Origin of the sequence: Halorubrum sp. 48-1-W, assembly GCF_003287355.1 — an archaeon.
Taxonomy (GTDB): domain Archaea; phylum Halobacteriota; class Halobacteria; order Halobacteriales; family Haloferacaceae; genus Halorubrum.
On record NZ_QMIM01000038.1, the window covers coordinates 1 to 20,483 of the forward strand.

The following is a 20,483-nucleotide window of genomic DNA, read 5'->3' on the forward strand; positions in this document are numbered from 1 at the left end:
ACGACACCCTCAAGCGCGAGGGCGTCAGCCCGAGCGGTAGGGTGGGGTAGTTCACTGGAAGAAGCCAGAATCGATCCACCAGTTCGATATGAGACGGATGGAGAAGACGGTGAAAGCGCGTTTCCCCACGTGTATGGCCCGTTAACGCTGGACCCTGTCGCTGAGATCTTCCCCTTCGAACAGGACGAAACCGGGTTCCGGCTTCCCGAAGCGCTGTTAAATACCGCTTCCACGAACGACTGACCGGATTCGGTATCGGTTGCTGACTCCGTCGTCCGTACTGACCGAGCCCGACGCGATCGTTTGGCGACTCCCGTACGAGACGTGCGCCGTCGGTTCGGACGGCACGCCCCCGCCTCCGGGTTCGATCTTTTGTATCCGGACCCCCAACCGTCGACCATGCCGTACGATCCGACCGACACCGCGGTGGTCGTCGTGGACATGCAGAACGGCTTCTGTCACCCCGACGGGAGCCTCTACGCCGAGCCGAGCGAGGCGGCGATCGGGCCCGTGAACGACCTCGTCGCTCGCGCGCGCGACGCCGGGGCGCGGGTCGTCTACACCCGCGACGTCCACCCCCCGGAGCAGTTCGAGGACGCCCACTACTACGACGAGTTCGACCGCTGGGGCGAACACGTCGTCGAGGGGACGTGGGACGCCGAACTCGTCGCCGACCTCGACGTCCGCGAGGCGGACCACGTCGTCGAGAAACACACCTACGACGCCTTCTATCGAACCGACCTCGAGGGGTTCCTCGAGGCACACGGGGTCCGCGACCTCCTGATCTGTGGGACGCTCGCGAACGTCTGCGTGCTCCACACCGCCGGCAGCGCCGGGCTCCGCGACTACCGCCCGGTCGTCGTCGAGGACGCGCTCGGCTACATCACCGAGGAGCATCGCGAGTACGCGGTCGACCACGCGGACTGGCTGTTCGGCGAGACGACGACGCGGGACGCGGTCGCGTTCGACGGCGGGTGACGGGTCGGTCAGCTCCCGCCCGCCGTCCGCGATTATCAGCCGCGTGAATCGGCGTACAATCCTTTTTACGCACGACCGGGACGCGGGTACATGGAGCTCTCTCGACGCGGGGTGATCGGCGGGCTGGGGGTCGTCGGGCTCGGGGCCGTCGGCTTCGCCGGGGCAGTGGCGGTCGATGACGACGGCGACGGCGCGACGACCGAGGCAAGCGACGGCGACGGCCCGGGAGGCGACGGCGCGGGAAGCGACGGGTCCGGCGAGGACGCCGAGGGGTCGGACGCGACGTCGGTCGCCGTCGACCCGGACGCGCCGTTCGAGGCCCGACTGCTGTACGAGGACGGGTCGGACGACGGGTCGAGTGGGGACGGGTCGGGCGACGACGGGGAGTCCGGGGACCGGCTCTTCGACGCCGCGGGTCTCGAGTACGTTCAGGGGGTCCGCGAGGAGGACGGCGAACACCTCGTGTACGTCGCGCTCTCGGAGGCGGGACGGGAGTCGTTCCGCGACCGGCTCGAGACGTCGGGCGCGATCGACGATCCGGGACCGTTCGCGGTGTCGATGACGCTCGGCGGCGAGGAGGTCCGCCACGTCGACCTCGACGAACCGACCGTGACAGCGCTGTCGGACGAGGAGTGGAGCGGCGTGTTGACGCTACCGTTCGAGTCGGCGGGGACCGCGGAGTCGGTGTACGGCTCGCTGTCGGCGGAGTGACCGCGGCCGAAACCCGGCCCTGCGGAGGGGGGCGATTTATCACCACTGCGTGCCTCGGTGCGGCCGTGAGCGAGACGCGCGACCGGACCGACGACGGCGCCGACCGGGCCACCACGGACCACGGGGGACGCCCGTGTCCCCGCTGTGGGGAAGCGATGATCCACAGACACTGCAAGTACGTCTGTCCGGTCCACGGGGTCGTCTACGACTGTAGCGACACCTTCTATTGAGAGGGATCGGCGGCGAGTCGCGGCCTCAGGAACTCTCCAGCGCCGAGACGAAAACGCGCCGTCGTGTCCGCAGTTTCCTGAGGGAACTGTTATACTTCTGCGGACCGATCTGTTGGTATACATGATTGGCGACCCGCTCTCGACCCTCCCCAGCGAGTTACCGGGGTCGACATGGTAGAGAAACGCCAGGTTGCCCGGGGCAAACGGATCCAGCGTCGCACCGGGAAGACGTTCCACGTCGCCACCCGCCTGCTCCCCGAGGACATCCGGCACCCGACCTACGTGTTGTACGGCTTCTTCCGGGTCGCTGACGAGGTGGTCGACGCCGAGGAGACCGCCCCGCCCGACGAGCAACGCGCGGAACTCGAACGCCTCCGCCGAGCCGCCCTCGGAGAGGAGCCGACCGACGACCCGGTGCTCGAGGCGTTCTCCACGGTTCGGGCCGAACGCGGCATCGACGACCGCGACGTCGACGCCTTCATCGACGCGATGGAGAGCGACATCGACACCGACCGATACGAGACGTACGCCGACCTGGAGGCGTACATGGACGGCTCCGCGTCCGCGGTCGGGCGGATGATGACCGCGATCATGGACCTCGATCCGGCGGCCGAGGCGACGGCGCTACCGCACGCGACCAGGCTCGGCGAGGCGTTCCAGATGACGAACTTCCTGCGGGACGTCCGCGAGGACGTGATCGAGCGCGACCGGATCTACCTCCCGCTCGAGACGCTCCGGCGACACGGCGTGAGCGAGGAGCAGGTACTGGACCTGGAGTTCGACGACGACGTGGCCACAGCGATCCGCGAGGAACTCGTCCGGACCGAGCGACTCTACGAGGAGGGCGTCGCCGGGATCAAGTACCTCCCGGAGGACTGCCAGCTCGCGGTGTTGCTGGCGGCGGTGTTGTACGCCGACCACCACCGGCTCATCAGGAAGCTCGGGTACGACACCGTCTCGACGACGCCGGAGCTCTCGCTCGTCCGGAAGCTCTCGCTTCTCGTCCGGACCCGCTGGAAGTGGCAGTGGAACCCCGACCCGGAGGCGGTCTTCTACGAGATGAGCCACGGGTTCGACCGCGACCACGGTCGCCACGGCCACGGCCGGCACGATCACACGGCCCTCCGGACCGACTGAACGATGAACCGAACGCAGTCCCGATGAACCGCGCACGGTTCGTCCAGCTCGCCGCCCTCGCGTTCGGCCTCGGGTTCGCCGGCTTCGTCGTCCGCGGGACGACGCGACTGCTCGCGTCCTACGAGGCCGCCGTCGCGCTCTCCGCGCCGCTACTTTTCGCCGCCGTCGGGCTCCTCGTGCTCCTCGTGGTGGTCGCGACGCTGGACGTGACCGGGATCCGCCCGGTGGAGTGACCGCTGCGGGCCGGAACGCCCCGTTCGTCGTGCTGGCGCGAGCCGGAACGCCCTTTTCCCGTCGTCCCGGAGCGGGGGTATGAACGTACGAGCCGTCGCCGACCTCTCGCCCGCCGAGCGGCGCGCCCTCTTCGAGCGCGACGCGGGTATCGAGGCGGTCCGCGGGGACGTCGAGGGGATCGTCGACCGGGTGCGCGAGGAGGGCGACGTGGCGGTCCGCGAGTTCGCCGAGGAGTTCGACGGGGTGACGGTCGGGAACCTCGACATCACCGACGAGGTTGCCCGCGCACACGCCGAACTCGAGGACGCCGACGACCCGGTGCTCGAAGCGGTCCGCGACGCCGCCGAGAACGTCCGCACGTTCCACGAGCGCCAGCGACCGACGGACTGGAACGAGTCGTTCGAGGGCCGCGAGCTGGGTCGCCGCTTCCGGCCGATCGACCGGGCGGGCGTGTACGTTCCCGGCGGCGCGGCGGCGTACCCCTCCAGCGCGCTGATGGGCGTGATCCCGGCGGTCGTGGCGGGCGTCGACCACGTCTCCGTCGTGACCCCGCCCGCGGACGATCCGAACCCGGTCACGCTCGCGGCGATCCACGAGGCGGGCGCGGACGCCGTGTACCAGGTCGGCGGCGCACAGGCGATCGCGGCGCTGGCGTACGGGACGGAGACGGTGACGACCGTACAGAAGGTGGTCGGTCCCGGAAACAAGTGGGTGACGGCAGCGAAGGCGATCGTCCAGGGCGACGTCGAGATCGACTTCCTCGCGGGACCGAGCGAGGTGCTGGTGCTCGCCGACGGGGACGCCGATCCCGCGCTCGTCGCGGCCGACCTGGTCGCACAAGCCGAACACGACCCGAACGCCTCCGTGGTCGCGGTCACCGACGACGCCGACCTCGCTGCGGCGGTCGCAGCCGCGGTCGACGAGCAGACTGCCGAGCGCGAGCGCGAGGAGACGGTCCGGGCCGCCCTCGACAACGACGCCTCGGGCGTCCTCCACGCGCGGTCGATGTCCGAGGCGGTGCTGTTCGCCGAGGAGTACGCCGCCGAACACCTCTCGATCGTGGCCGAGGACGACGAGGCGCTGCTCGACCGGATCTCGAACGCGGGCTCCGTCTTCCTCGGGGCACACTCGCCGGTGGCCGCGGGCGACTACGCGGCCGGCCCGAACCACGTCCTGCCGACGAACGGCGGCGCGAAGCGGTACGGCGGGCTCTCAGTCGACACGTTCCTGCGGTCGTCGACCGTCCAACGGCTCGACCGGGAGGCGCTCGCCGATCTCTCGGACACGATAACGACGCTGGCGGAGGCGGAGGGGTTGGAGGCACACGCCGAGAGCGTCCGGAAGCGGTTCGAGTAGCCGTCCCCTGGCAACGGCGCGCGTCCCGTCAGTCGGGCTCGGAACCGGGGCCGTCCGCGTGTACGGCGTCGACCCCATCGACCAGCCGGCATGCTCGACACCGCGTCGCGCCGGCGACGACCGTCGTTCCGCAGTCCGGACACCGGCACCCGCCCACACCCTCGGTCGCGGCCGCGAGGACGTCGGCAGGAGCGGGGTTCGGGGTCTCGACCGCGCCGCGCGCCGCGAGTCGGTCGACGAGCGCGTCGTCGCGGAGCCACGCGAGGAACCGCCACAGTCCGAGGTACAGGACCGTCGGCCCGGCGATCGCGACGGCGGCAACGCCGAGCCGCCAGGCGAGCGCGAGGCCGCCGACCGTGTCCATGCGTATTGGTAGCACTCTTCGGTGGTATGTCTGTCGCCGTGCGGTCGCGGACGCCGCGTTCCGGAGGGACGGCCGCGGCGCCTCAGTCCGCGCTACGGTCGGTGAACACGACGGCGTCGCAGTCGGCACAGGCGCGAACCGCGCGCTCCGGGTTCCCGCTGACGCCGCCGGGGCCGCCACAGCAGTTCCGGAGGGTCGTATCGCGGATCGGCCCGCAGCAGGCCGGACAGGTCTCCAAGAACGCCCGAAGGGGACGGGCCGAAGCCCGCGCGACGGCGGCGTCGATATCGCGTTCGAGGAGGAGCTCGCCGAGCGCGGTCTCCGCGAGCGCGATCGGCCGGCTGAGCCACGCGTCCCGGCGCCCGTCGAGGAGGACCCGACCGTCGTGGACCGCTCCGGTGACGTCCTCGCCGGCGATCGAGGCCGCGCGCTCGGCGAGCTCGCGATCGGTGCCGTCCCGGAGCGTCCCGATCCGCTCGCCGAGCGCCGTCCGGAAGTCGTCGGCGAGCCGGAGCGTTCCGGCGTCGTCGACGAGTACGCCGGCGTCGAGGAGCGACTCCATCACCACCGTCGGGCCGACGTCCGAGTCGGCTGGGCCGCCGTCGTCGATCCCGTCGGGGTCCTCCCGGCCGGCGTCGGGAGCGTCGACCGCGGTCTCGCCTTCGTTCCCCTCCACGTCGACTCGCCCGGCCGTCGCTTCGACGGTGCCCGCGCCCTCCGTGTCGTCCGTCGTGAACGACCCGGGACCGTCCGCGAGCGATCCGGAGCCGGCGCCGTCGTCGCGGTCGGGGCCGAACGAGACCGGGAGCGGTTCGACGAGCCGCGGCGCGAACCCCGGCGTTCCGGGGACGACGTACCCGCGAAGCCAGATGGCCGACGCGCCGCCGAGGGCTGTGAGGAGCCCGAGCGCGCGACGACGTCGGCCGAGGAGGACGGCGACGACCGCGACGCCGACCGCGTTGACCGCGGTACAGGGGAGACATCGGTTCTCGCCCGTGTGTTCCGGACGCGAGACGGCGGTCGTCGCGTCCCGAACGACGTCGATCGCCCGGCGGATCGCGTCGATCACGGTACCACCGCCGGACGTCGAACCGGTTCGCCGTGGACGGCGCGATAGACCGTCGGGAACGCGGCCAGGCCGGCCGGCTGGACCACGCCGCCGAGGGACGCGACCCACAGGGATCCGACGACCTCGATCGCGAGGATCCCGACCCCGACTGCCGCCGAAAGGAAGACCAGACTGAAGTACGCCGTCCGGAGCGGGAGCGTCATCAGCTCGCCGCGTCGAGGCCAGTCCCCGACGTCGACGACGCCCGCGCGGAACAGCGCGAGGCCGACGCTCCCGGTCGCGATCGCGAAGAGCCCGGCGATCGGGATCGCGTCCGGGTACCGCCCCTGTACGAGGAGGACGGCGACGAACGCGGGCGTCGACAGCAGGGACAGCTCCGCGCCGCCGAAGAACACCCGTTCGAGCCACTGTACCACACCGTCACGGATCCGACCCACGACAGCCCCGGTGGTTCCCATCGTCGACCCACTCGGCGCTCGGGACTCAAAGCCGTTCCGTCGCGGTCGGAACGCGCCGGCCGCTCGGCGAGGCGCGACCGTGTCCGGCACGCCAGTCGGCCCCGTCACGCGCTGTCCTATCAGTTTTGGAGACTATTAGCATCAATAGTTATATACGAGTGTATTTTGTAACAACACCTGTAATGGTAGACAGTGGCTCCGACACGGACGGCGGACGCGTGGGGGTATCACGGCGGCGCTTCATGGAGGCGGCCGGCGCGACGGGCGCGGCGGTCGGGCTCGCCGGCTGTGGTGGCGGCGGCGGCGACGGCGGCGATCCGGTCCAGATCACCATGGACGGCGAGTGGGAGGGGATCAGCGACTCGGTGACCGAGAGCCTGTACGAGGCGGGGCTCGACGAGTCGATAGAGGTCGAGATCCTCCCCGGCGACTTCGAGTCGGGCGCTCGACGCTCGGAGTTCACGTCGGCGCTGGACGCGGGGCGCGCGAGCCCGGACATCTTCATGATGGACTCCGGGTGGACGATCCCGTTCATCGCGCGCGGACAGCTGGTGAACCTGAGCGAGGAACTCTCCTCGGAGACGCTCGAGTACGTCCAGAACGACTACCTCGGGAGCGCCGTGGGCACGGCGAGCGACCCCGAGTCGGGCGACCTGTTCGGGCTCCCGCTGTTCCCGGACTACCCGGTGATGCACTACCGGAAGGACCTCGTCGAGGACGCCGGCTACGACCCGGAGGGGGAAAACTGGGCGACGGAGCCGCTGAGCTGGCAGGAGTTCGCCGAGGTGGCCGCCGACGTGTGGGAGCAGAACGGCGGCCCCGACGGCGACGAGATCGACTACGGGTTCACCACCCAGGCTGACAACTACGTCGGGCTCGCCTGCTGTACGTTCAGCGAGACCATAACCTCCTTCGGCGGCGCCTACTTCGGCGACCACGAGAACCTCTTCGGGCCGATCGGCGACCGACCGATCACCGTCGAGGAGGATCCCGTCTACGACACGATCCGCATGATGCGGTCGTTCATGGAGGGACCGGACGCGGAGTACGCCCATCCCGACTTCCCGCAGATCTCGACGACCGACCTGCTGTCGTTCACCGAGGAGCCGGCCCGCGAGCCGTTCACGGGCGGGAACGCGATCTTCCACCGCAACTGGCCGTACGCGATCCCGATCAACCTCGACTCCGACGACTTCGACGCGGAGGACTACGACGTGATGCCGCTACCGTACGGCGTCGAGGCGGGCGAGGGCAACCACGAGGGCACCGGCGGCCCCGCCGCCGCCCTCGGCGGCTGGCACCTCACGATCAACCCGAACTCGGAACGGCTCGACGACGCCATCCAGGTGCTCGAGGCGTTCGCCAACGAGGACGTCATGCTGAACAACTTCGCCGAGGGGGGGTACCTGCCCCCGGACCCGTCGGTCACCGAGTCGGCCGATCCCGACGCGGTCGGCGCGCTGGGGGACTTCGTCGACACGCTCGCCATCTCCGGACAGAACACCGTCCCGCGCCCGGTCACCGTGGCCTGGCCCGACCAGGAGAGCCAGGTCGCCTCCGAGGTCTCGGCCGCCTACCAGGCCGAGAAGTCGCCGGAGGACGCGATGGCCGACCTCGCGGAGTCCATCGAATCCGTCGAGGAGGAACTCGCGTAAGGGGGGTATGAGATGTCAACCGACACGCGAGCGGACGGGGGGGGCGGATCCCTGCTCGCCCGCCCGCTCAACTGGCTGGAGACCCAGAGCGAAGAGGTCTACGCGTACGTCCTGTTAGCGCCCGCCTTCCTGCTGCTCGCTGTCGTCGCGTTCTACCCGCTGATCGAGACGTTCCGGTTCTCGCTTCTGGCCGACGCCGTCGCCTCCGCCGACCCGTTCGGCGAGTTCATCGGCCTCGACCACTACATCGCCCTGCTGACCGGCGACACGAACTTCACACAGCAGTTCATCTCCGTCTCGTTGTCGAGTTCGTTCCCCTTCGTCGACTTCGGCGCGCCGTTCCTCCAGCAGGCGATCTTCGTCACGCTGGCGTTCGCGATCATCAGCGTGTTCTTCGAGACGCTGATCGGCTTCGGACAGGCGCTGGTGCTCGACCAGGACTTCTACGGGCGCCGGTGGGTCCGGGTGGCGATCATCATCCCGTGGGCCATCCCCATCGTCATCCAGGGGATGATCTTCTTTTTGATATTCAATCCGACCATCGGGTTCGGCGCGGAGTTCATGCAGTGGCTCGGCGTCTTCGGGAGCAACCCGCTGTCGAGCAGCTCGGACTCGTTTCTCATCGTCCTCGTCGCCGACATCTGGAAGACGACGGCGTTCATGGCGCTGCTCATCCTCGCGGGGCTCCAGAGCATCGACCGCGGGCTCTACGACGTCGCGAAGGTCTCCGGTGCCTCGCCGTGGCAGCGGTTCAAGTACATCACGCTACCGCTCGTCGCGCCCGCGCTACTCGTCGCGATGCTGTTCCGGACGATGGACGCGATGCGGATCTACGGGCTCATCGACTCGACGGCGGGCTGTGAGACCGTCCCGTCGCTCACCTGTCTCGTGATCATCGCGCTCCAGGAGAGCCGCCGGTGGGCGACCGCCTCCGCGGTGGCGTTCCTGACCGCGGTCGTCATCAGCGGCTTCGTGGTGGTGTACCTGCTCGCGTTACGCAACAGTAGCGGAGGTGTCGCATGACCCGAGACGACCGCGTCGACGCGGCAGCGGAGAACGCGGCCGCGGGCGACGGGCCGACAGCGAGCGTCCCGGGCACTGCTCACGCCACGGACGGCGGCGTCACGGACCCGTCCGCAGGAGGGGCGACCGAGGAGGTCATCGACCCGACCGCCAACGAGCCGGACCTCGACCGGGGGATCATCGAGGCGTGGGCGGCGAAGATGATCACGAACCCCGAGCGCGCGTACCGCGCGACGTTCTACGTCGCGACGGTCTTCTTCCTCGTCACGACGTTGTTCCCGTTCTACTGGCTGTTCGTCGTCGCGGTGACGCCCCGGAACAACCTCTCCGACGTCGGCGTCTTCATCCCGGCCGGCTTCAACCCGGGTGCGTTCGTCGAGATATTCACCACGCTACCGTTCCACCGGTACGTGTTCAACAGCTTCCTGATCGCGACGGTCGCGACCGTCGCGGTGCTTCTCGTCGGCAGCCTCGCGGGCTACGTGTTCGGGCGGCTCGACTTCCGCGGGCGCAGCCCGCTGTTGCTTCTGGTGTTGGTAACGTCCTTCTTCCCGCCCGCGGCCTTCTTCATCCCGCTGAACCGGCTGTTCAACACCAACGTCGACGTGTTGCGGCCGCTGCTATCGGCGGGGTCGCTGTACAACACGCCGTACGCGATCTTCATCCCGCTGTCGGCGATCTTCTTGCCGTTGTCCATCTTCATCCTGATGACGTTCTACTCGCAGATTCCCGACGGGCTCGAGGACGCCTCCCGCGTCGAGGGGACGACCCGGCTCGGGGCGCTGTTCCGCGTCATCGTGCCGCTTTCCGCGCCCGGTGTCGCGACCGCCGGCGTGCTGACGTTCATCTCGGTGTACAACGAGTACTTCTTCAGCTCGCTGATGACCGACGGCCGCCCACAGAACTGGGCACCGATGCTGGAGGGGATCTTGCGGTTCCAGGGCGAGTTCGAGGTGTTGTACAACCTGATGGCGGCCGCCAGCATCGTCGCGGTGTTGCCCGTCGCCATCCTCGTCGTCGTCGCACAGGAGAAGATCGTCAGCGGCCTCACCACGGGCGCGGTCAAGGAGTAACCATGGCATCAGTCAAACTATCTGGAATCACGAAACGGTACGAGGACGTAACGGCAGTCGACGACATGAACCTGGAGATAAACGACGGGGAGTTCGTCACCTTCGTCGGCCCCTCCGGGTGCGGGAAGTCGACCACGATGGAGACGATCGCCGGGCTCACACTCCCCACCGAGGGGACGATCGAGATCGGCGGCCGCGACGTGACGGACCTCCCGCCGAAGGACCGGGGGATCTCTATGGTGTTCCAGAACATCGCGCTGTTCCCCCACATGGACGTGTACGACAACATTTCCTTCGGGCTCCGGCTCCGGAAGTACGACCAGGAGGAGATAGACCGGCGCGTCGAGGAGGCGGCCGACGTCGTCCAGCTCGAGGGGATGATGGACCGGATGCCGAGCGAGATGTCCGGCGGGCAGCGCCAGCGCGTCGCCATCGCCCGCGCCATCGTCCGCAAGCCCGAGGCGTTCCTGATGGACGAGCCGCTGGCGAACCTCGACGCGGAGCTACGCGTCCACATGCGGACCCAGCTCCAGCGGCTCCACCGCGAGCTCGACACCACGATCGTCTACGTCACGCACGACCAGGCGCAGGCGATGACGATGTCGGACCGGATCGTCGTCATCAACGGCGGCGTGCTCCAGCAGGTCGCGCCGCCACTCGAGTGCTACAACGAGCCGGCGAACCGCTTCGTCGCCGGCTTCATCGGGTCGCCGGCGATGAACTTCATCGAGGGCGAGGCCACCGAGGACGGGGTCGAGTCCACCTACACCCAGATCGACTTCGACCCGGACGCACACGGCGTCACCCCCGGCCAGGACGTCACCGTGGGGATCCGCCCCGAGGACGTCCACCTCGAGCGGAACGCCGACCAGGCGGACGCACCGACGAAGGCGTTCGACGCCGTCGTCGACGTCATCGAACCGATCGGCAAGGAGGTGAACGCGTACCTGCTTTTCGACCGCGACGTCGAGGCGAGCGCGGAGGGGCGCGGAGAGGGACAGCTCCTGATCAACCTCGAACCAGACACGAGGATCGTCGAGGACGACGACGTCCGGGTCGTGCTGGACCGCGAGAACGTCCACCTGTTCGACCGCGAGAGCGGCGACGCGATCACCCACTCGCTCGAGTAGGATACCGGCCCGCGTCGGTCCTTTTCACGTGTACGGAGCCGTCGCTTCGGCCGTTCCTGTGCCTACGGAGCCGTCGCTTCGGCCGTTCCTGTGCCTACGGAGCCGTCGCTTCGGTCACGTCGACGACGGCGATCCGGTGGGCCTCGACGGCCTCGACCATTGCCCCCCAGCCGCCGACCTCGACCGGCCCGTCCGCGGTCTCGACGACGAGCGCGACCTGGCCGCCGAAGCTCGCGACGACTTCCGCGTCGGCGCCGTCGTCGAACCCCGTGACCACGACCTCCGAGATGGTCCCCTCGACCACGCGGTCGTCGCCGGTCTCCGTGTCGGTCCCCTCGATGCGTACCTCGACCGTCGCGCCGTCGCGAAGTAGCGGGGCGACGTCGCGGACGCAGTAGCGGATGTCGATGTAGTCGATCGGTGGCTCGTCGTCGAGCGCGGCGTATATCGGCTCCCAGGTGTCCCACTGCGTGGTGAGGAAAAACCAGTGGAACACGTAGGTGTGGGTTCGGTCGTCGACGAGCACGCCGTACTCGTTCGTCGAGCCCGCGTGGGGCGCGAAACACGTCTTGGTTCGGTCGATCGTTACCACGAACGGTGAGGGGAGGCGACGGTGGCGCGCCTCCGAGCAGACCTCGCTCAACACCGTGGCGTCGGGGAGCGCCGCCTCGGCGTCGTCAGGCGTGTGGATCGAGAGGTTGACGCGGACGCCGCGCGCCGTCGCCTCGCGGAGGGCGTCGCGGAGCTGGTCGAAGTGATCGACGCTGAGCGAGACGTTCACCTGCGAGTCCGCGTTACGGATGAAGTCGTCGGCGTTTTTGATCACCGTCTCGAACCGCGTGACGATGCTCACCGTGGACTGCTCGACGGAGGGTTCGTTCCAGCGTCGCTCGATCTCCTCCGTCGCCGCGGTGAAGCGGCTCGCCCGCGAACTGAGGTCGTCGAGGATCTCGTCGAGGCTGTTCGCGCGCGCGTACAGCGACTCCTGTTCGTACGTCTCGATGTACCCGACGCGCTCTAAGTCCCGTAACACGTCGTAGATGCGCGGGTCGGGCACCCCGCTGGCGTCGGCGACCCGTGTCACGGGCGCCGCGCCGAGTTCGAGGACGGTGACGTACGCGTCCGCCTGGTACGGCGAGAGGCCGGCGTCCTCGAGCGTCGCCGTGAGTTCGTCGCGGTCCACGGTCACCACCACCCGCCGCGGACGCGCCGTCTCCACACGCCACTACATCGGATCCACACGCCATGACCCCGGATACGTCCGATACGTCGTTCGCCCATGATTCTAACTACCACGGCTGTGATAAAACGGTTTGTTTCCGTCGTCGGTCGAACGCTACCGGTCACGACGGTGGCGGGGGCGGAGGGCCGGAGGCACACGCGGAGAGCGTCCGGAACCCGAATCGAGTAGACGGGCGACCGACCCGCGGGCCAGCGTCAGGCCGCGTCCTCGCCCGGATCGACCTCCGCGTACCACGCCGGCGGAGCGGCGGCGGTGTCGCCGAGCCGGCCGTAGCGGAACGCGACCCGAACGCGCTCGTCGGTTGGCTCGTGGACGTACGTGGCCGTCGCGACGCGCCGGACGTGGCCGTCGTGACGGGCGACGACGAGGTTCGGATCGCCCGCCTCGCGGGTCGTCTCCCAGCCGCGAGCCGCTCACAGCGCGGCGACGAAGTCGCGTCGCTCGGCGGGGGAGAGCCCCCGGTAGCGTCGGGCGAACCCACTCTCCGAGGGGACGGTCATGGGGCGAGGAGGACCGCGAGCCATACAAACGTATCGCGGACGCCGATCCGGTACACTCCGATCCGTTCCGGTACCGTCCACTCCGGAGCGGTACGTACCGGTTCGATCCGTACGGGGGTCTCCCGCAGACTGCGGTCCGCTTCGGAGCGGTACGGAGCGGGTCGGATCGGCAGTACCCCCCATATACCCCTCATAGCAGGCTTCTTACGCCGAATAGCGAATACGTCGGACGTAATGGTGGAAGACACCGGCGGACCGACGGAGACGAGTTCGAGACGGAAGTTCATCCTGACCGGCAGTGCGCTCGGCGTGGCCGGATTGGCGGGCTGTTCCGGCGGGAGCGGCGAGAGCGGCGACGGGAGCGAGGAGGCCGGCGCGGGCCTCGAAAGCGATGACGACGGGAGCGGCGACGACGGGAGCGGCGACGACGGGAGCGGCAACGACGGGAGCGACGGCGAGTCCGGCGATCCCATGCTCGCGGACGCCTCGGAGTTCGATCCCGCCGAGCCCAACTGGGAGGAGAACAACTACCTGATGACGGCGGTCTCGGAGAACGACTACTTCCAGGGGAGCCAGACGGACCTGGAGAACATGCGGAACCAGAACGTCGACGAGATCGCCCACGGCGAACCGCCGAGGGAGCTCCCCGACGACGAGAGCGAGTGGGTCGACCCCGACCCGCTCATTTTCGTGGACAAGCCCGGCGAGTCCGGCCAGACGCAGTACCAGGAGACCATCCAGCCGCTACTGGACCGGCTTGAGGAGACGACGGGCCGGACGGTCGAGTGGCAGCCCGTCGACTCCAACGCAGCGACGGTCGAGTCGTTCCGGGCGGGGCGCGGACATCTGGGCGATATCTCGACCGGGACGTCCGCCTTCGGGGTCAACCTCGGCGGCGTCGTTCCGTTCGCGGTCCCGATAAGTCCCTCCGGACAGTTCGGCTACCGGCTACTGGCGATCACCCGCGACGACGAGCACGACATCCAGTCCGTCGACGACTTCGCGCGCGACGATGTCACAGTCACGCACTCCGAGCCGGCGTCGAACTCCGGTAATCAGGCGCCGTCGGCGCTTTTCGACCAGTCCTTCGACGTGACGGCCGGAGAGGACTACGAGAGGGAGTTCTCGGGCGGCCACGACCAGACCGCCCGCGGCATCGCCGCCGGCGACTACGACGCCGGACCGATCTGTAGCACCTGCGTCGATGACCTCATCGGGTCGACAGAGGACATCGACTACGACGACTTCAAGGTGGTCTGGGCGAGCAACCCGTTCCCGCCGGGTCCGATGGTCCACCGATACGACCTCCACCCGGACATCGTCGAAGGGATCAAGGAGGCGACCATCGGGACCGACTGGACGGACACCGAGTACGCCGAAAACACCGGTGAGGCCGAGTACGTCGAAATCGACTACAAGAACGTCTTCAACGACATCCTGATCATCCAGCGGTACAACGGCGTCGAGTACGAGAGCGGGAACCTGTAACGATGCTCGAAACGGAGAACCTCGGAAAGACGTATCCGACGGGCGACGAGGCGCTGTGTGACGTCTCCGTGAGGATCGACGGCCGCGAGGTCGTGGCGATGATCGGCCCGAGCGGGGCCGGCAAGAGCACGTTCGTCCGATGTATCAATCGCCTGGTCGAGCCGACGACGGGGAGCGTCCGCCTCGACGACACGGAGCTGACGGCGCTGGACGACGACGGGCTACGGGACGCGCGCCGGAACGTCGGCATGGTGTTCCAGGAGTATAACCTCGTCGAGCGGCTCACCGTGATGGAGAACGTGCTCTCCGGGCGGCTCGGCTACGTCTCGAACTGGGCCGCGCTCCGACGGAACTTCCCGCCGGAGGACGTCGAGCGCGCATACGAGCTGCTCGATCTGGTCGGACTCGACGGCATGGAGGACAAGCGGGTCGACGAGCTCTCCGGCGGCCAGCGCCAGCGCGTCGGCATCGCGAGGGCGGTCGTCCAGGAGCCGAAGATCCTGCTGGCCGACGAGCCGACCTCGAGCCTCGACCCCGAGACCTCCCGCGACGTGATGGAGCTGCTCACCGACATCGCCGAGGACCGCGATGTGCCCGTGCTGATCAACATCCACGAGGTCGACCTCGCGGAGGCGTACGCGGACCGAATCCTCGGGCTCCACGCCGGCGAGCTCGTCTTCGACGGGCCGGCGAGCGACCTCACCGACGAGTCGAAAGGCGTCATCTACCGCGGCGAGGAGCCGCCGGCGTCGGCCGCGACGGACCCGGACTGGCTGTCGGGTCCGGACGACGAGTCGAGCGCGCGGAACGGGCAGGACGCCGGTTCCGACCGCCTGCCCGCGGAGGACTGACCCATGGCGACCGAGTCGTCCTCGCCGGCGGGGTCAACGGGCGCGGCCGACCGGCGGACGTGGCGGCGCCCGACCGCGTTCCGGAACCGGTACACGAAGTGGGCGGTGTACGGGGCCGTCCTCGCGCTGATCGCGTGGTCGGTCGCGAGCCTGCGGATCACGCCCAGCCGCTTCCTCTCCGGAATCGGGTACGGCTACGAGCTGATCGACTCGATGCTGCCACCCGAGACCGGCAGCGAATACACGCTCAGGCTGTTTGATCGCATGATCGAGACGATCGCGATGGCGATGGTCGCGACCGTCGCCGGGATCGCGATCAGCCTCCCGGTGGCGTTTGGGGCGGCCGAGAACATCTCGCCGAAGCCGACCTACTACCTCAGTCGGGGTATCATCAGCGCCACGCGCGCCATCGACGGGCTGATCGTCGCGATCATCGCCGTCATCGCGCTCGGGTTCGGCCCGCTCGCGGGGATCGTCGCGATCAGTTTCAAGACGATCGGCTTCTTTTCGAAGCTGTTCGCCGAGGACTTGGAGGACATCGACATGGGAGGTGTCGAGGCAGTCCGGGCGACCGGCGCCTCTCGGTTCCAGAGCCTCGTCTACGGGGTCGTCCCGCAGGTCGTTCCGCGCTTCGCCGGGCTCGCCGTGTACCGCTGGGACATCAACATCCGGTCGTCGACGATCGTCGGGATCGTCGGCGCCGGCGGGATCGGCGTCCTCCTCCAGCGGGCCTACCAACGGTACGAGTACGACTACGTGGCGGCAATTCTCATCGCGATCATCGCCGTGGTCCTGGTCGCCGAGTTCGTGAGCGCCGTCGTCAGACGGAGGGTCCAGTGATGGCGGGGGCCACGCGCGAGTGGAGCCGGTTCGACGCGCGGGAGCGGCTCTTCCGGGTCGGCAGTGTGCTCGTCGCCGTCGCCGTCGTGGTCGCCTCGTGGGAGTGGCTCGACATGAGCCTCCAGTACGTGACCACCGCGCCGGCGCAGGTCGGCGACCTCCTCGGACGGATGTACCCGCCCGACTGGGGGTACCTACCGAACGCGGTCGGCCCGCTCGCCGAGACGATACAGATCGCCGTCGTCGGCACGATCGCGGCGGTGGCGATGGCGGCCCCGGTCGCGTACATCGCCGCCGAGAACACGACGCCGAACCGGGGCACGTACGCGCTCGGGAAGCTCATCGTCACCGTCTCGCGGTCGGTCCACACGATCGTCTGGGCGCTACTCTTCGTCGTGATGTTCGGGCCGGGCGCGCTCGCCGGCACCGTCGCGACCGCGGTCCGGTCGATCGGGTTCCTGGCGAAGCTCCTCGGAGAAGAGATCGAAGAGATCGACTTCGGGCAGGTGGAGGGGGTCCGCGCGACCGGCGCGAGCCCCGTCCAACTGCTCGTGTACGGGATCGTCCCGCAGATCAAGCCCGCCTTAGTCGGGCTCAGCGTGTATCGGTGGGACATCAACGTGCGGGCAGCGACGATCCTCGGGTTCGTCGGCGCGGGCGGGATCGGCGTCCAGCTGTTCGAGGCGATCGACTCGTTCGCCTGGCGGACGGTGTCCGCCCTGCTCGTTGCCATCCTCGGCGTCGTCCTCGTGAGCGAGGCCGTGTCCGCATACGCACGGAGGAAGGTCCGTTGAGCGGTTCGGGTAGCCGATCGGGGAACGGAGAGATACCACACATGACGACGACACACGACCCGAAGCGACGAACCGATCGGACGAACGACGAGGTCGTCCTCTTCGACATGGACGGCGTCATCCTCGAGGGATGGGGAACCGAGTCAGTCGTCCACGCCCGAGCCCTCGAGGACGTGCTCGACGACCGCGACATGGCGGTCGTCGAGGACGACCTCCGACGGGCGTTAGGAACCTACGAGTACGACGAGGACTTCAGGGCCGCCTGCGACCGGCTCGGCGTCGATCCCGCGGAGTTCTTCCGCGCACGGGAGGAGCGTAGCGCGAAGCGATCCGTCTCGCGGCTGGCGGCGGGCGTCCGAACGCTGTGTCCCGACGTCGACGCGCTCGAAGCGATCGGGGAGCACACGACCCTGGGACTGGTGAGCAACAACTACGACCCGACCGTCGAGTTCGTCGTCGACCACTTCCGGCTGACCGAGTTCGGGTACGCCCGCGGGCGCGACCTCGGGCCCGACGGCTTCGAGCGCCGAAAACCGGACCCGTACTACCTGAACGAGGCGCTCGAGGAGCTCGGCGCGTCGGGCGGGATCTACGTCGGCGACCGCGCGACCGACGTCGTCGCCGCCGAGAGGGCGGGTCTGGAGAGCGTCCTCCTCAGACGCGAGCACAACGCCTCGCTGGATCTCGGCGTGGAGCCGACCGCCGAGATCGAAAGCCTCCACGAGCTCGTCGACGTACTCGCTCCCACCGAGACGCCGGACGGCCGTCGAGTTCGCGCGGAGACCGACCGGGACGGCGACGCGAACTGATACCGCGTCGCCCCCGGCGGAGCCGCCAACCCTCGACTCGCCGCGGTTCCGGGCGTAGCTATATATCCCTATCGAGCGCTCCGGACGGATATGAGGTCACGGGAGCGTTCAATCGCGGAACGGACCGGCACGTACCCCACATAGCAGGGTACATGATCGTCGGTTCGGTATCGGACGACATGGTACCCGATCGGAATCGAGAACGGACGGGAACGGCGGGACGGAACGCCGATCGACTCGCGGCCGGATCGATCCGGGATGAGTAACGGAACGGACCCGTTCGAGCGGAAGCTCCAACTCACCGGCGGGACGACGTACACGGTCTCGATCCCGAAGGGCTGGGCGAAGGATCGGTCGCTCGACACCGGCGACACCCTCCACCTGTATCCGAGGGGCGACCGGCTACTCCTCGCACGACCGGAGACGGGAGGGAATCGCCGGACGGTGTCGATCTCCGCGGCCCGACACGACCCGACCGGGATCGAGCGACTCGTCGCCGCTGGGTACGTCGCCGGCGCCGACGTCGTCCGCGTCGACGGCTCCCCGGAGCGTGCCGAGCGGGCGGCCGTCCGCGACGCGGTCGCCGGCCTGGTCGGGATCGAGATCGCCGAGGAGACGGCGGAGACGGTGGTCGCCCGGACGATGCTCGACGTGACGGACCTGCCGCCGTCGCGGACGCTCCGGCGGATGGCGGACCGGACCCTGACGATGCACGAGGAGGCCGTCACGGCCGCGCTCGCCGGCGACACGGAGGCCGGGAAGCGCGTTCGTGAACAGGACGACGACGTCGACCGGCTGTTCGGCCTCCTCTCGCGGGAGTTCCAGCGCTCCCTCGTCGAGGTCCCTCCGGCCGCCGACGGTCTCACGCCGTTCGACCACTACGCCGTCGCCAGACAGCTGGAACGGGTCGCCGACCACGCCGAGAAGATAGCGGAGGCCGCGACTGCGATCGAGGAGCCGCCGTCGGAGGCGGTCGCTGTGGACGTAGACCGGCTCGCGAGCGAGGCGCGGACGGCCGTCGAGCGGGCGTTCGCGGAGACGGTCGGGGAGTGTGATCCGCGGGCGCTCGGTGCGACCGTCGCCGACACCGACGACCTCGTCGAGGAGATCCGCCGGGTCGACCGGGCGCTCTACGAGCGGGACCTCGCGGACGGGTACGTGCTCGCGACGGTCCTCGACAGCATCAGGCGCACGGCCGAGTACGGGGTCAACGTCGCCGAAGCGGGGCTTCGTGCGGCCCTCCGCGGCGACCGGGACGGGGGGGCCACCCGACCGGAGTAGGTCGAACGGACCGCCCGGGGAACGCGTGTCATTCGTTCACACCGTCAGGGTTTTCCTCCTGCGGCGGGTACGACGTCGTATGAGCACCGAATCGGTTCAAGGGGGTGGCGACGATCCGGCGATCGAGGTGACGCCGGACGCCGCCGCGGAAGCGCTCTCGCTTCTGGAGGGCGAAGGGCTCGACACCGACGAAGCAGGGCTCCGACTGTTCGTCCAGCAGGGCGGCTGTGCGGGGCTCTCCTACGGGATGCGGTTCGACGACGAACCCGAACCGGACGACCTCGTCGTCGAACACCACGGGCTTCGGGTGTTCGTCGACCCCGCCAGCCGGAACTACATCGGCGGGAGCAAACTCGACTACGAGAGCGGGCTTCAGGCCGCCGGCTTCCACGTCGAGAACCCGAACGTCGTCTCCGAGTGCGGTTGCGGGGAATCGTTCCGGACGTAGGACGTCCCCGAGTTCTCGTCCTTAAGTCGCTCGGCCGAGTAGCCGCCGGTATGGAACTCGACGCGTCGACGACCGCGGACGGCGAGCGGGTGTACATCGACCGGAAACGCGCCGAACGCGGGGCGGAGGGACCGTTCTATCTCGTCTTTACGGACGCAGACGCCGACGAGCGGTGGGGTTTCGCCTGCGGGAACTGCGGTTCGCTCGACACCGCGATGGACACGATGGGGCGGATCCAGTGTACCGACTGCGGCAACCTCCGCAAGCCCGACGAGTGGGACGCCGCCCACGAGTGAGACGGTGTATTCGAGCCCGGGGCGCGCAGTATCTGACCCCAGACCGCGCAGTATCCGACCCCAGACCGCGCAGTATCCGACCCCAGACCGCGCGGTATCCGACCCCGAGAACCGTGAGAAACTTTATCACGGATCCCGATCAACGGTCGATCAGATGGCCCCTGCGAGCATCCCACCGACGACGGAGGCCAGAGACGTCTTTCGTGAGCTCGGATACACTGTCTCCGAGGGCGGACGCGAGTTCGTCGCGGAGCGGAAGTGGCGACGCGTCCTCGTCACGGCGCTGTGTATGGACGACGAGGACCTCGATCCGTATCTCGCGGACGGTGGGGAGACGCCGCGACTCCGTTGTTTCGTCACGTGGCGGGAGCACGCGGACGACCTCCAACAGCACCTCACGTCGGTCAAACCCCCCTACGACTGGGCGGTGATCGGTGTCGACTCCGACGGCGACGACTTCTCCGTGATGGAGGGTGCGCCGGGGAGTCCCTGACCCGTCCGAGCGCTCCGATCCG

At 68.8% G+C, this 20,483-nt stretch carries 24 protein-coding genes; 20 read left to right on the plus strand and 4 right to left on the minus strand.

Features of this window, described 5'->3' with window-relative positions; all coding sequences use genetic code 11:
* The 7 genes from DQW50_RS17695 to hisD form a co-directional block, all read left to right on the plus strand.
* Positions 1 to 243 (plus strand): DUF952 domain-containing protein (locus DQW50_RS17695; protein WP_127341351.1); only part of this gene is annotated, 243 nt, incomplete at its 5' end.
* A gap of 156 nt (positions 244 to 399) precedes the next feature.
* Positions 400 to 978, plus strand: coding sequence for a cysteine hydrolase family protein (locus DQW50_RS15330; protein WP_112080137.1), 579 nt, complete (start codon positions 400 to 402; stop codon positions 976 to 978).
* A gap of 90 nt (positions 979 to 1,068) precedes the next feature.
* Positions 1,069 to 1,689, plus strand: a complete 621-nt coding sequence (locus DQW50_RS15335) for a hypothetical protein (protein ID WP_112080138.1) — start codon at positions 1,069 to 1,071, stop codon at positions 1,687 to 1,689.
* 65 nt (positions 1,690 to 1,754) lie between these two features.
* Entirely contained in the window at positions 1,755 to 1,919 is a 165-nt protein-coding gene (locus DQW50_RS18265; protein WP_198664704.1) for an HVO_2523 family zinc finger protein, read from the plus strand.
* A 171-nt stretch (positions 1,920 to 2,090) separates the two neighbouring features.
* Positions 2,091 to 3,056, plus strand: coding sequence for a phytoene/squalene synthase family protein (locus DQW50_RS15340; RefSeq protein ID WP_112080139.1), 966 nt, complete (start codon positions 2,091 to 2,093; stop codon positions 3,054 to 3,056).
* A gap of 23 nt (positions 3,057 to 3,079) precedes the next feature.
* Complete coding sequence (locus DQW50_RS15345; RefSeq protein ID WP_112080140.1) at positions 3,080 to 3,289, plus strand: hypothetical protein; 210 nt, start codon at positions 3,080 to 3,082, stop codon at positions 3,287 to 3,289.
* Between the two features lie 79 nt (positions 3,290 to 3,368).
* Complete coding sequence (gene hisD / locus DQW50_RS15350) at positions 3,369 to 4,646, plus strand: histidinol dehydrogenase (RefSeq protein ID WP_112080141.1); 1,278 nt, start codon at positions 3,369 to 3,371, stop codon at positions 4,644 to 4,646.
* 28 nt (positions 4,647 to 4,674) lie between these two features.
* On the opposite strand, the gene DQW50_RS15355 is transcribed toward hisD, so the two are convergent.
* From DQW50_RS15355 to DQW50_RS15365, 3 genes are all read right to left on the minus strand, one after another.
* Positions 4,675 to 5,010 (minus strand): hypothetical protein, encoded by a 336-nt coding sequence (locus tag DQW50_RS15355; protein WP_112080142.1) that lies wholly within the window; start codon positions 5,008 to 5,010, stop codon positions 4,675 to 4,677.
* Positions 5,011 to 5,092: 82 nt separating this feature from the next.
* Complete coding sequence (locus DQW50_RS15360; RefSeq protein WP_112080180.1) at positions 5,093 to 6,076, minus strand: hypothetical protein; 984 nt, start codon at positions 6,074 to 6,076, stop codon at positions 5,093 to 5,095.
* Positions 6,076 to 6,537, minus strand: a complete 462-nt coding sequence (locus DQW50_RS15365) for a hypothetical protein (RefSeq protein WP_112080143.1) — start codon at positions 6,535 to 6,537, stop codon at positions 6,076 to 6,078. Before DQW50_RS15365 ends, DQW50_RS15360 begins: the two co-directional genes overlap by 1 nt.
* A 182-nt stretch (positions 6,538 to 6,719) precedes the next feature.
* Here DQW50_RS15365 and DQW50_RS15370 point away from each other — a divergent pair, with 182 nt between their 5' ends.
* From DQW50_RS15370 to DQW50_RS15385, 4 genes are read left to right on the plus strand one after another with little or no spacing between them, the layout of a single operon-like run.
* Entirely contained in the window at positions 6,720 to 8,192 is a 1,473-nt protein-coding gene (locus tag DQW50_RS15370) for an extracellular solute-binding protein (RefSeq protein WP_112080144.1), read from the plus strand.
* A 12-nt stretch (positions 8,193 to 8,204) separates the two neighbouring features.
* Positions 8,205 to 9,215 carry a carbohydrate ABC transporter permease gene (locus DQW50_RS15375; RefSeq protein WP_112080145.1) on the plus strand — a complete coding sequence of 337 codons (1,011 nt, stop codon included), beginning with the start codon at positions 8,205 to 8,207 and terminating at the stop codon, positions 9,213 to 9,215.
* Positions 9,212 to 10,288, plus strand: a complete 1,077-nt coding sequence (locus tag DQW50_RS15380) for a carbohydrate ABC transporter permease (RefSeq protein WP_241964457.1) — start codon at positions 9,212 to 9,214, stop codon at positions 10,286 to 10,288. The genes DQW50_RS15375 and DQW50_RS15380 overlap by 4 nt, the downstream gene beginning before the upstream one ends.
* 2 nt (positions 10,289 to 10,290) lie before the next feature.
* Positions 10,291 to 11,418 carry an ABC transporter ATP-binding protein gene (locus tag DQW50_RS15385; protein WP_198664705.1) on the plus strand — a complete coding sequence of 376 codons (1,128 nt, stop codon included), beginning with the start codon at positions 10,291 to 10,293 and terminating at the stop codon, positions 11,416 to 11,418.
* Positions 11,419 to 11,512: 94 nt separating this feature from the next.
* On the opposite strand, the gene DQW50_RS15390 is transcribed toward DQW50_RS15385, so the two are convergent.
* Positions 11,513 to 12,607: a TrmB family transcriptional regulator gene (locus DQW50_RS15390; protein ID WP_198664706.1), complete on the minus strand. Its 1,095-nt coding sequence runs from the start codon at positions 12,605 to 12,607 to the stop codon at positions 11,513 to 11,515.
* A gap of 788 nt (positions 12,608 to 13,395) precedes the next feature.
* On the opposite strand from DQW50_RS15390, the gene phnD reads away from it, so the two are divergent.
* The 9 genes from phnD to DQW50_RS15435 all read left to right on the plus strand — a co-directional run bounded on the left by phnD (position 13,396) and on the right by DQW50_RS15435 (position 20,461).
* Positions 13,396 to 14,649 carry a phosphate/phosphite/phosphonate ABC transporter substrate-binding protein gene (gene phnD, locus DQW50_RS15395; protein ID WP_112080146.1) on the plus strand — a complete coding sequence of 418 codons (1,254 nt, stop codon included), beginning with the start codon at positions 13,396 to 13,398 and terminating at the stop codon, positions 14,647 to 14,649.
* 2 nt (positions 14,650 to 14,651) lie between these two features.
* Positions 14,652 to 15,500 carry a phosphonate ABC transporter ATP-binding protein gene (phnC, locus tag DQW50_RS15400; RefSeq protein WP_112080147.1) on the plus strand — a complete coding sequence of 283 codons (849 nt, stop codon included), beginning with the start codon at positions 14,652 to 14,654 and terminating at the stop codon, positions 15,498 to 15,500.
* 3 nt (positions 15,501 to 15,503) lie between these two features.
* Positions 15,504 to 16,340, plus strand: a complete 837-nt coding sequence (phnE, locus tag DQW50_RS15405) for a phosphonate ABC transporter, permease protein PhnE (RefSeq protein ID WP_112080148.1) — start codon at positions 15,504 to 15,506, stop codon at positions 16,338 to 16,340.
* Positions 16,340 to 17,134: a phosphonate ABC transporter, permease protein PhnE gene (gene phnE / locus DQW50_RS15410; protein ID WP_112080149.1), complete on the plus strand. Its 795-nt coding sequence runs from the start codon at positions 16,340 to 16,342 to the stop codon at positions 17,132 to 17,134. The genes phnE (DQW50_RS15405) and phnE (DQW50_RS15410) overlap by 1 nt, the downstream gene beginning before the upstream one ends.
* A gap of 41 nt (positions 17,135 to 17,175) precedes the next feature.
* A complete protein-coding gene (locus DQW50_RS15415; RefSeq protein ID WP_112080150.1) occupies positions 17,176 to 17,943 on the plus strand; it encodes an HAD family hydrolase in 768 nt (255 codons plus the stop codon).
* A 258-nt stretch (positions 17,944 to 18,201) separates the two neighbouring features.
* Complete coding sequence (locus DQW50_RS15420) at positions 18,202 to 19,224, plus strand: phosphate uptake regulator PhoU (RefSeq protein WP_112080151.1); 1,023 nt, start codon at positions 18,202 to 18,204, stop codon at positions 19,222 to 19,224.
* A 79-nt stretch (positions 19,225 to 19,303) separates the two neighbouring features.
* Positions 19,304 to 19,672 (plus strand): iron-sulfur cluster assembly accessory protein, encoded by a 369-nt coding sequence (locus DQW50_RS15425; protein WP_112080152.1) that lies wholly within the window; start codon positions 19,304 to 19,306, stop codon positions 19,670 to 19,672.
* Between the two features lie 50 nt (positions 19,673 to 19,722).
* The gene (locus DQW50_RS15430; protein ID WP_112080153.1) at positions 19,723 to 19,968 is read left to right on the plus strand and encodes a DUF5816 domain-containing protein; all 246 of its coding nucleotides are present in this window, start codon (positions 19,723 to 19,725) and stop codon (positions 19,966 to 19,968) included.
* A gap of 154 nt (positions 19,969 to 20,122) precedes the next feature.
* The gene (locus DQW50_RS15435) at positions 20,123 to 20,461 is read left to right on the plus strand and encodes a hypothetical protein (RefSeq protein ID WP_112080154.1); all 339 of its coding nucleotides are present in this window, start codon (positions 20,123 to 20,125) and stop codon (positions 20,459 to 20,461) included.
* Positions 20,462 to 20,483: the final 22 nt, after the last annotated feature.

Coding starts and splice junctions, on each gene's coding strand:
- phnE (WP_112080148.1), top strand. CDS start 15,504: ATGGCGACCGAGTCGTCCTCGCCGGCGGGGTCAACGGGCGCGGCCGAC.
- phnE (WP_112080149.1), top strand. CDS start 16,340: ATGGCGGGGGCCACGCGCGAGTGGAGCCGGTTCGACGCGCGGGAGCGG.
- DQW50_RS15345 (WP_112080140.1), top strand. CDS start 3,080: ATGAACCGCGCACGGTTCGTCCAGCTCGCCGCCCTCGCGTTCGGCCTC.
- DQW50_RS15340 (WP_112080139.1), top strand. CDS start 2,091: ATGGTAGAGAAACGCCAGGTTGCCCGGGGCAAACGGATCCAGCGTCGC.
- phnC (WP_112080147.1), top strand. CDS start 14,652: ATGCTCGAAACGGAGAACCTCGGAAAGACGTATCCGACGGGCGACGAG.
- DQW50_RS15415 (WP_112080150.1), top strand. CDS start 17,176: ATGACGACGACACACGACCCGAAGCGACGAACCGATCGGACGAACGAC.
- DQW50_RS15435 (WP_112080154.1), top strand. CDS start 20,123: ATGGCCCCTGCGAGCATCCCACCGACGACGGAGGCCAGAGACGTCTTT.
- hisD (WP_112080141.1), top strand. CDS start 3,369: ATGAACGTACGAGCCGTCGCCGACCTCTCGCCCGCCGAGCGGCGCGCC.
- DQW50_RS15385 (WP_198664705.1), top strand. CDS start 10,291: ATGGCATCAGTCAAACTATCTGGAATCACGAAACGGTACGAGGACGTA.
- DQW50_RS15430 (WP_112080153.1), top strand. CDS start 19,723: ATGGAACTCGACGCGTCGACGACCGCGGACGGCGAGCGGGTGTACATC.
- DQW50_RS15365 (WP_112080143.1), bottom strand. CDS start 6,537: ATGGGAACCACCGGGGCTGTCGTGGGTCGGATCCGTGACGGTGTGGTA.
- DQW50_RS15355 (WP_112080142.1), bottom strand. CDS start 5,010: ATGGACACGGTCGGCGGCCTCGCGCTCGCCTGGCGGCTCGGCGTTGCC.
- DQW50_RS15330 (WP_112080137.1), top strand. CDS start 400: ATGCCGTACGATCCGACCGACACCGCGGTGGTCGTCGTGGACATGCAG.
- DQW50_RS15375 (WP_112080145.1), top strand. CDS start 8,205: ATGTCAACCGACACGCGAGCGGACGGGGGGGGCGGATCCCTGCTCGCC.
- DQW50_RS15370 (WP_112080144.1), top strand. CDS start 6,720: ATGGTAGACAGTGGCTCCGACACGGACGGCGGACGCGTGGGGGTATCA.
- DQW50_RS15420 (WP_112080151.1), top strand. CDS start 18,202: ATGAGTAACGGAACGGACCCGTTCGAGCGGAAGCTCCAACTCACCGGC.
- phnD (WP_112080146.1), top strand. CDS start 13,396: ATGGTGGAAGACACCGGCGGACCGACGGAGACGAGTTCGAGACGGAAG.
- DQW50_RS15335 (WP_112080138.1), top strand. CDS start 1,069: ATGGAGCTCTCTCGACGCGGGGTGATCGGCGGGCTGGGGGTCGTCGGG.
- DQW50_RS15425 (WP_112080152.1), top strand. CDS start 19,304: ATGAGCACCGAATCGGTTCAAGGGGGTGGCGACGATCCGGCGATCGAG.
- DQW50_RS15380 (WP_241964457.1), top strand. CDS start 9,212: ATGACCCGAGACGACCGCGTCGACGCGGCAGCGGAGAACGCGGCCGCG.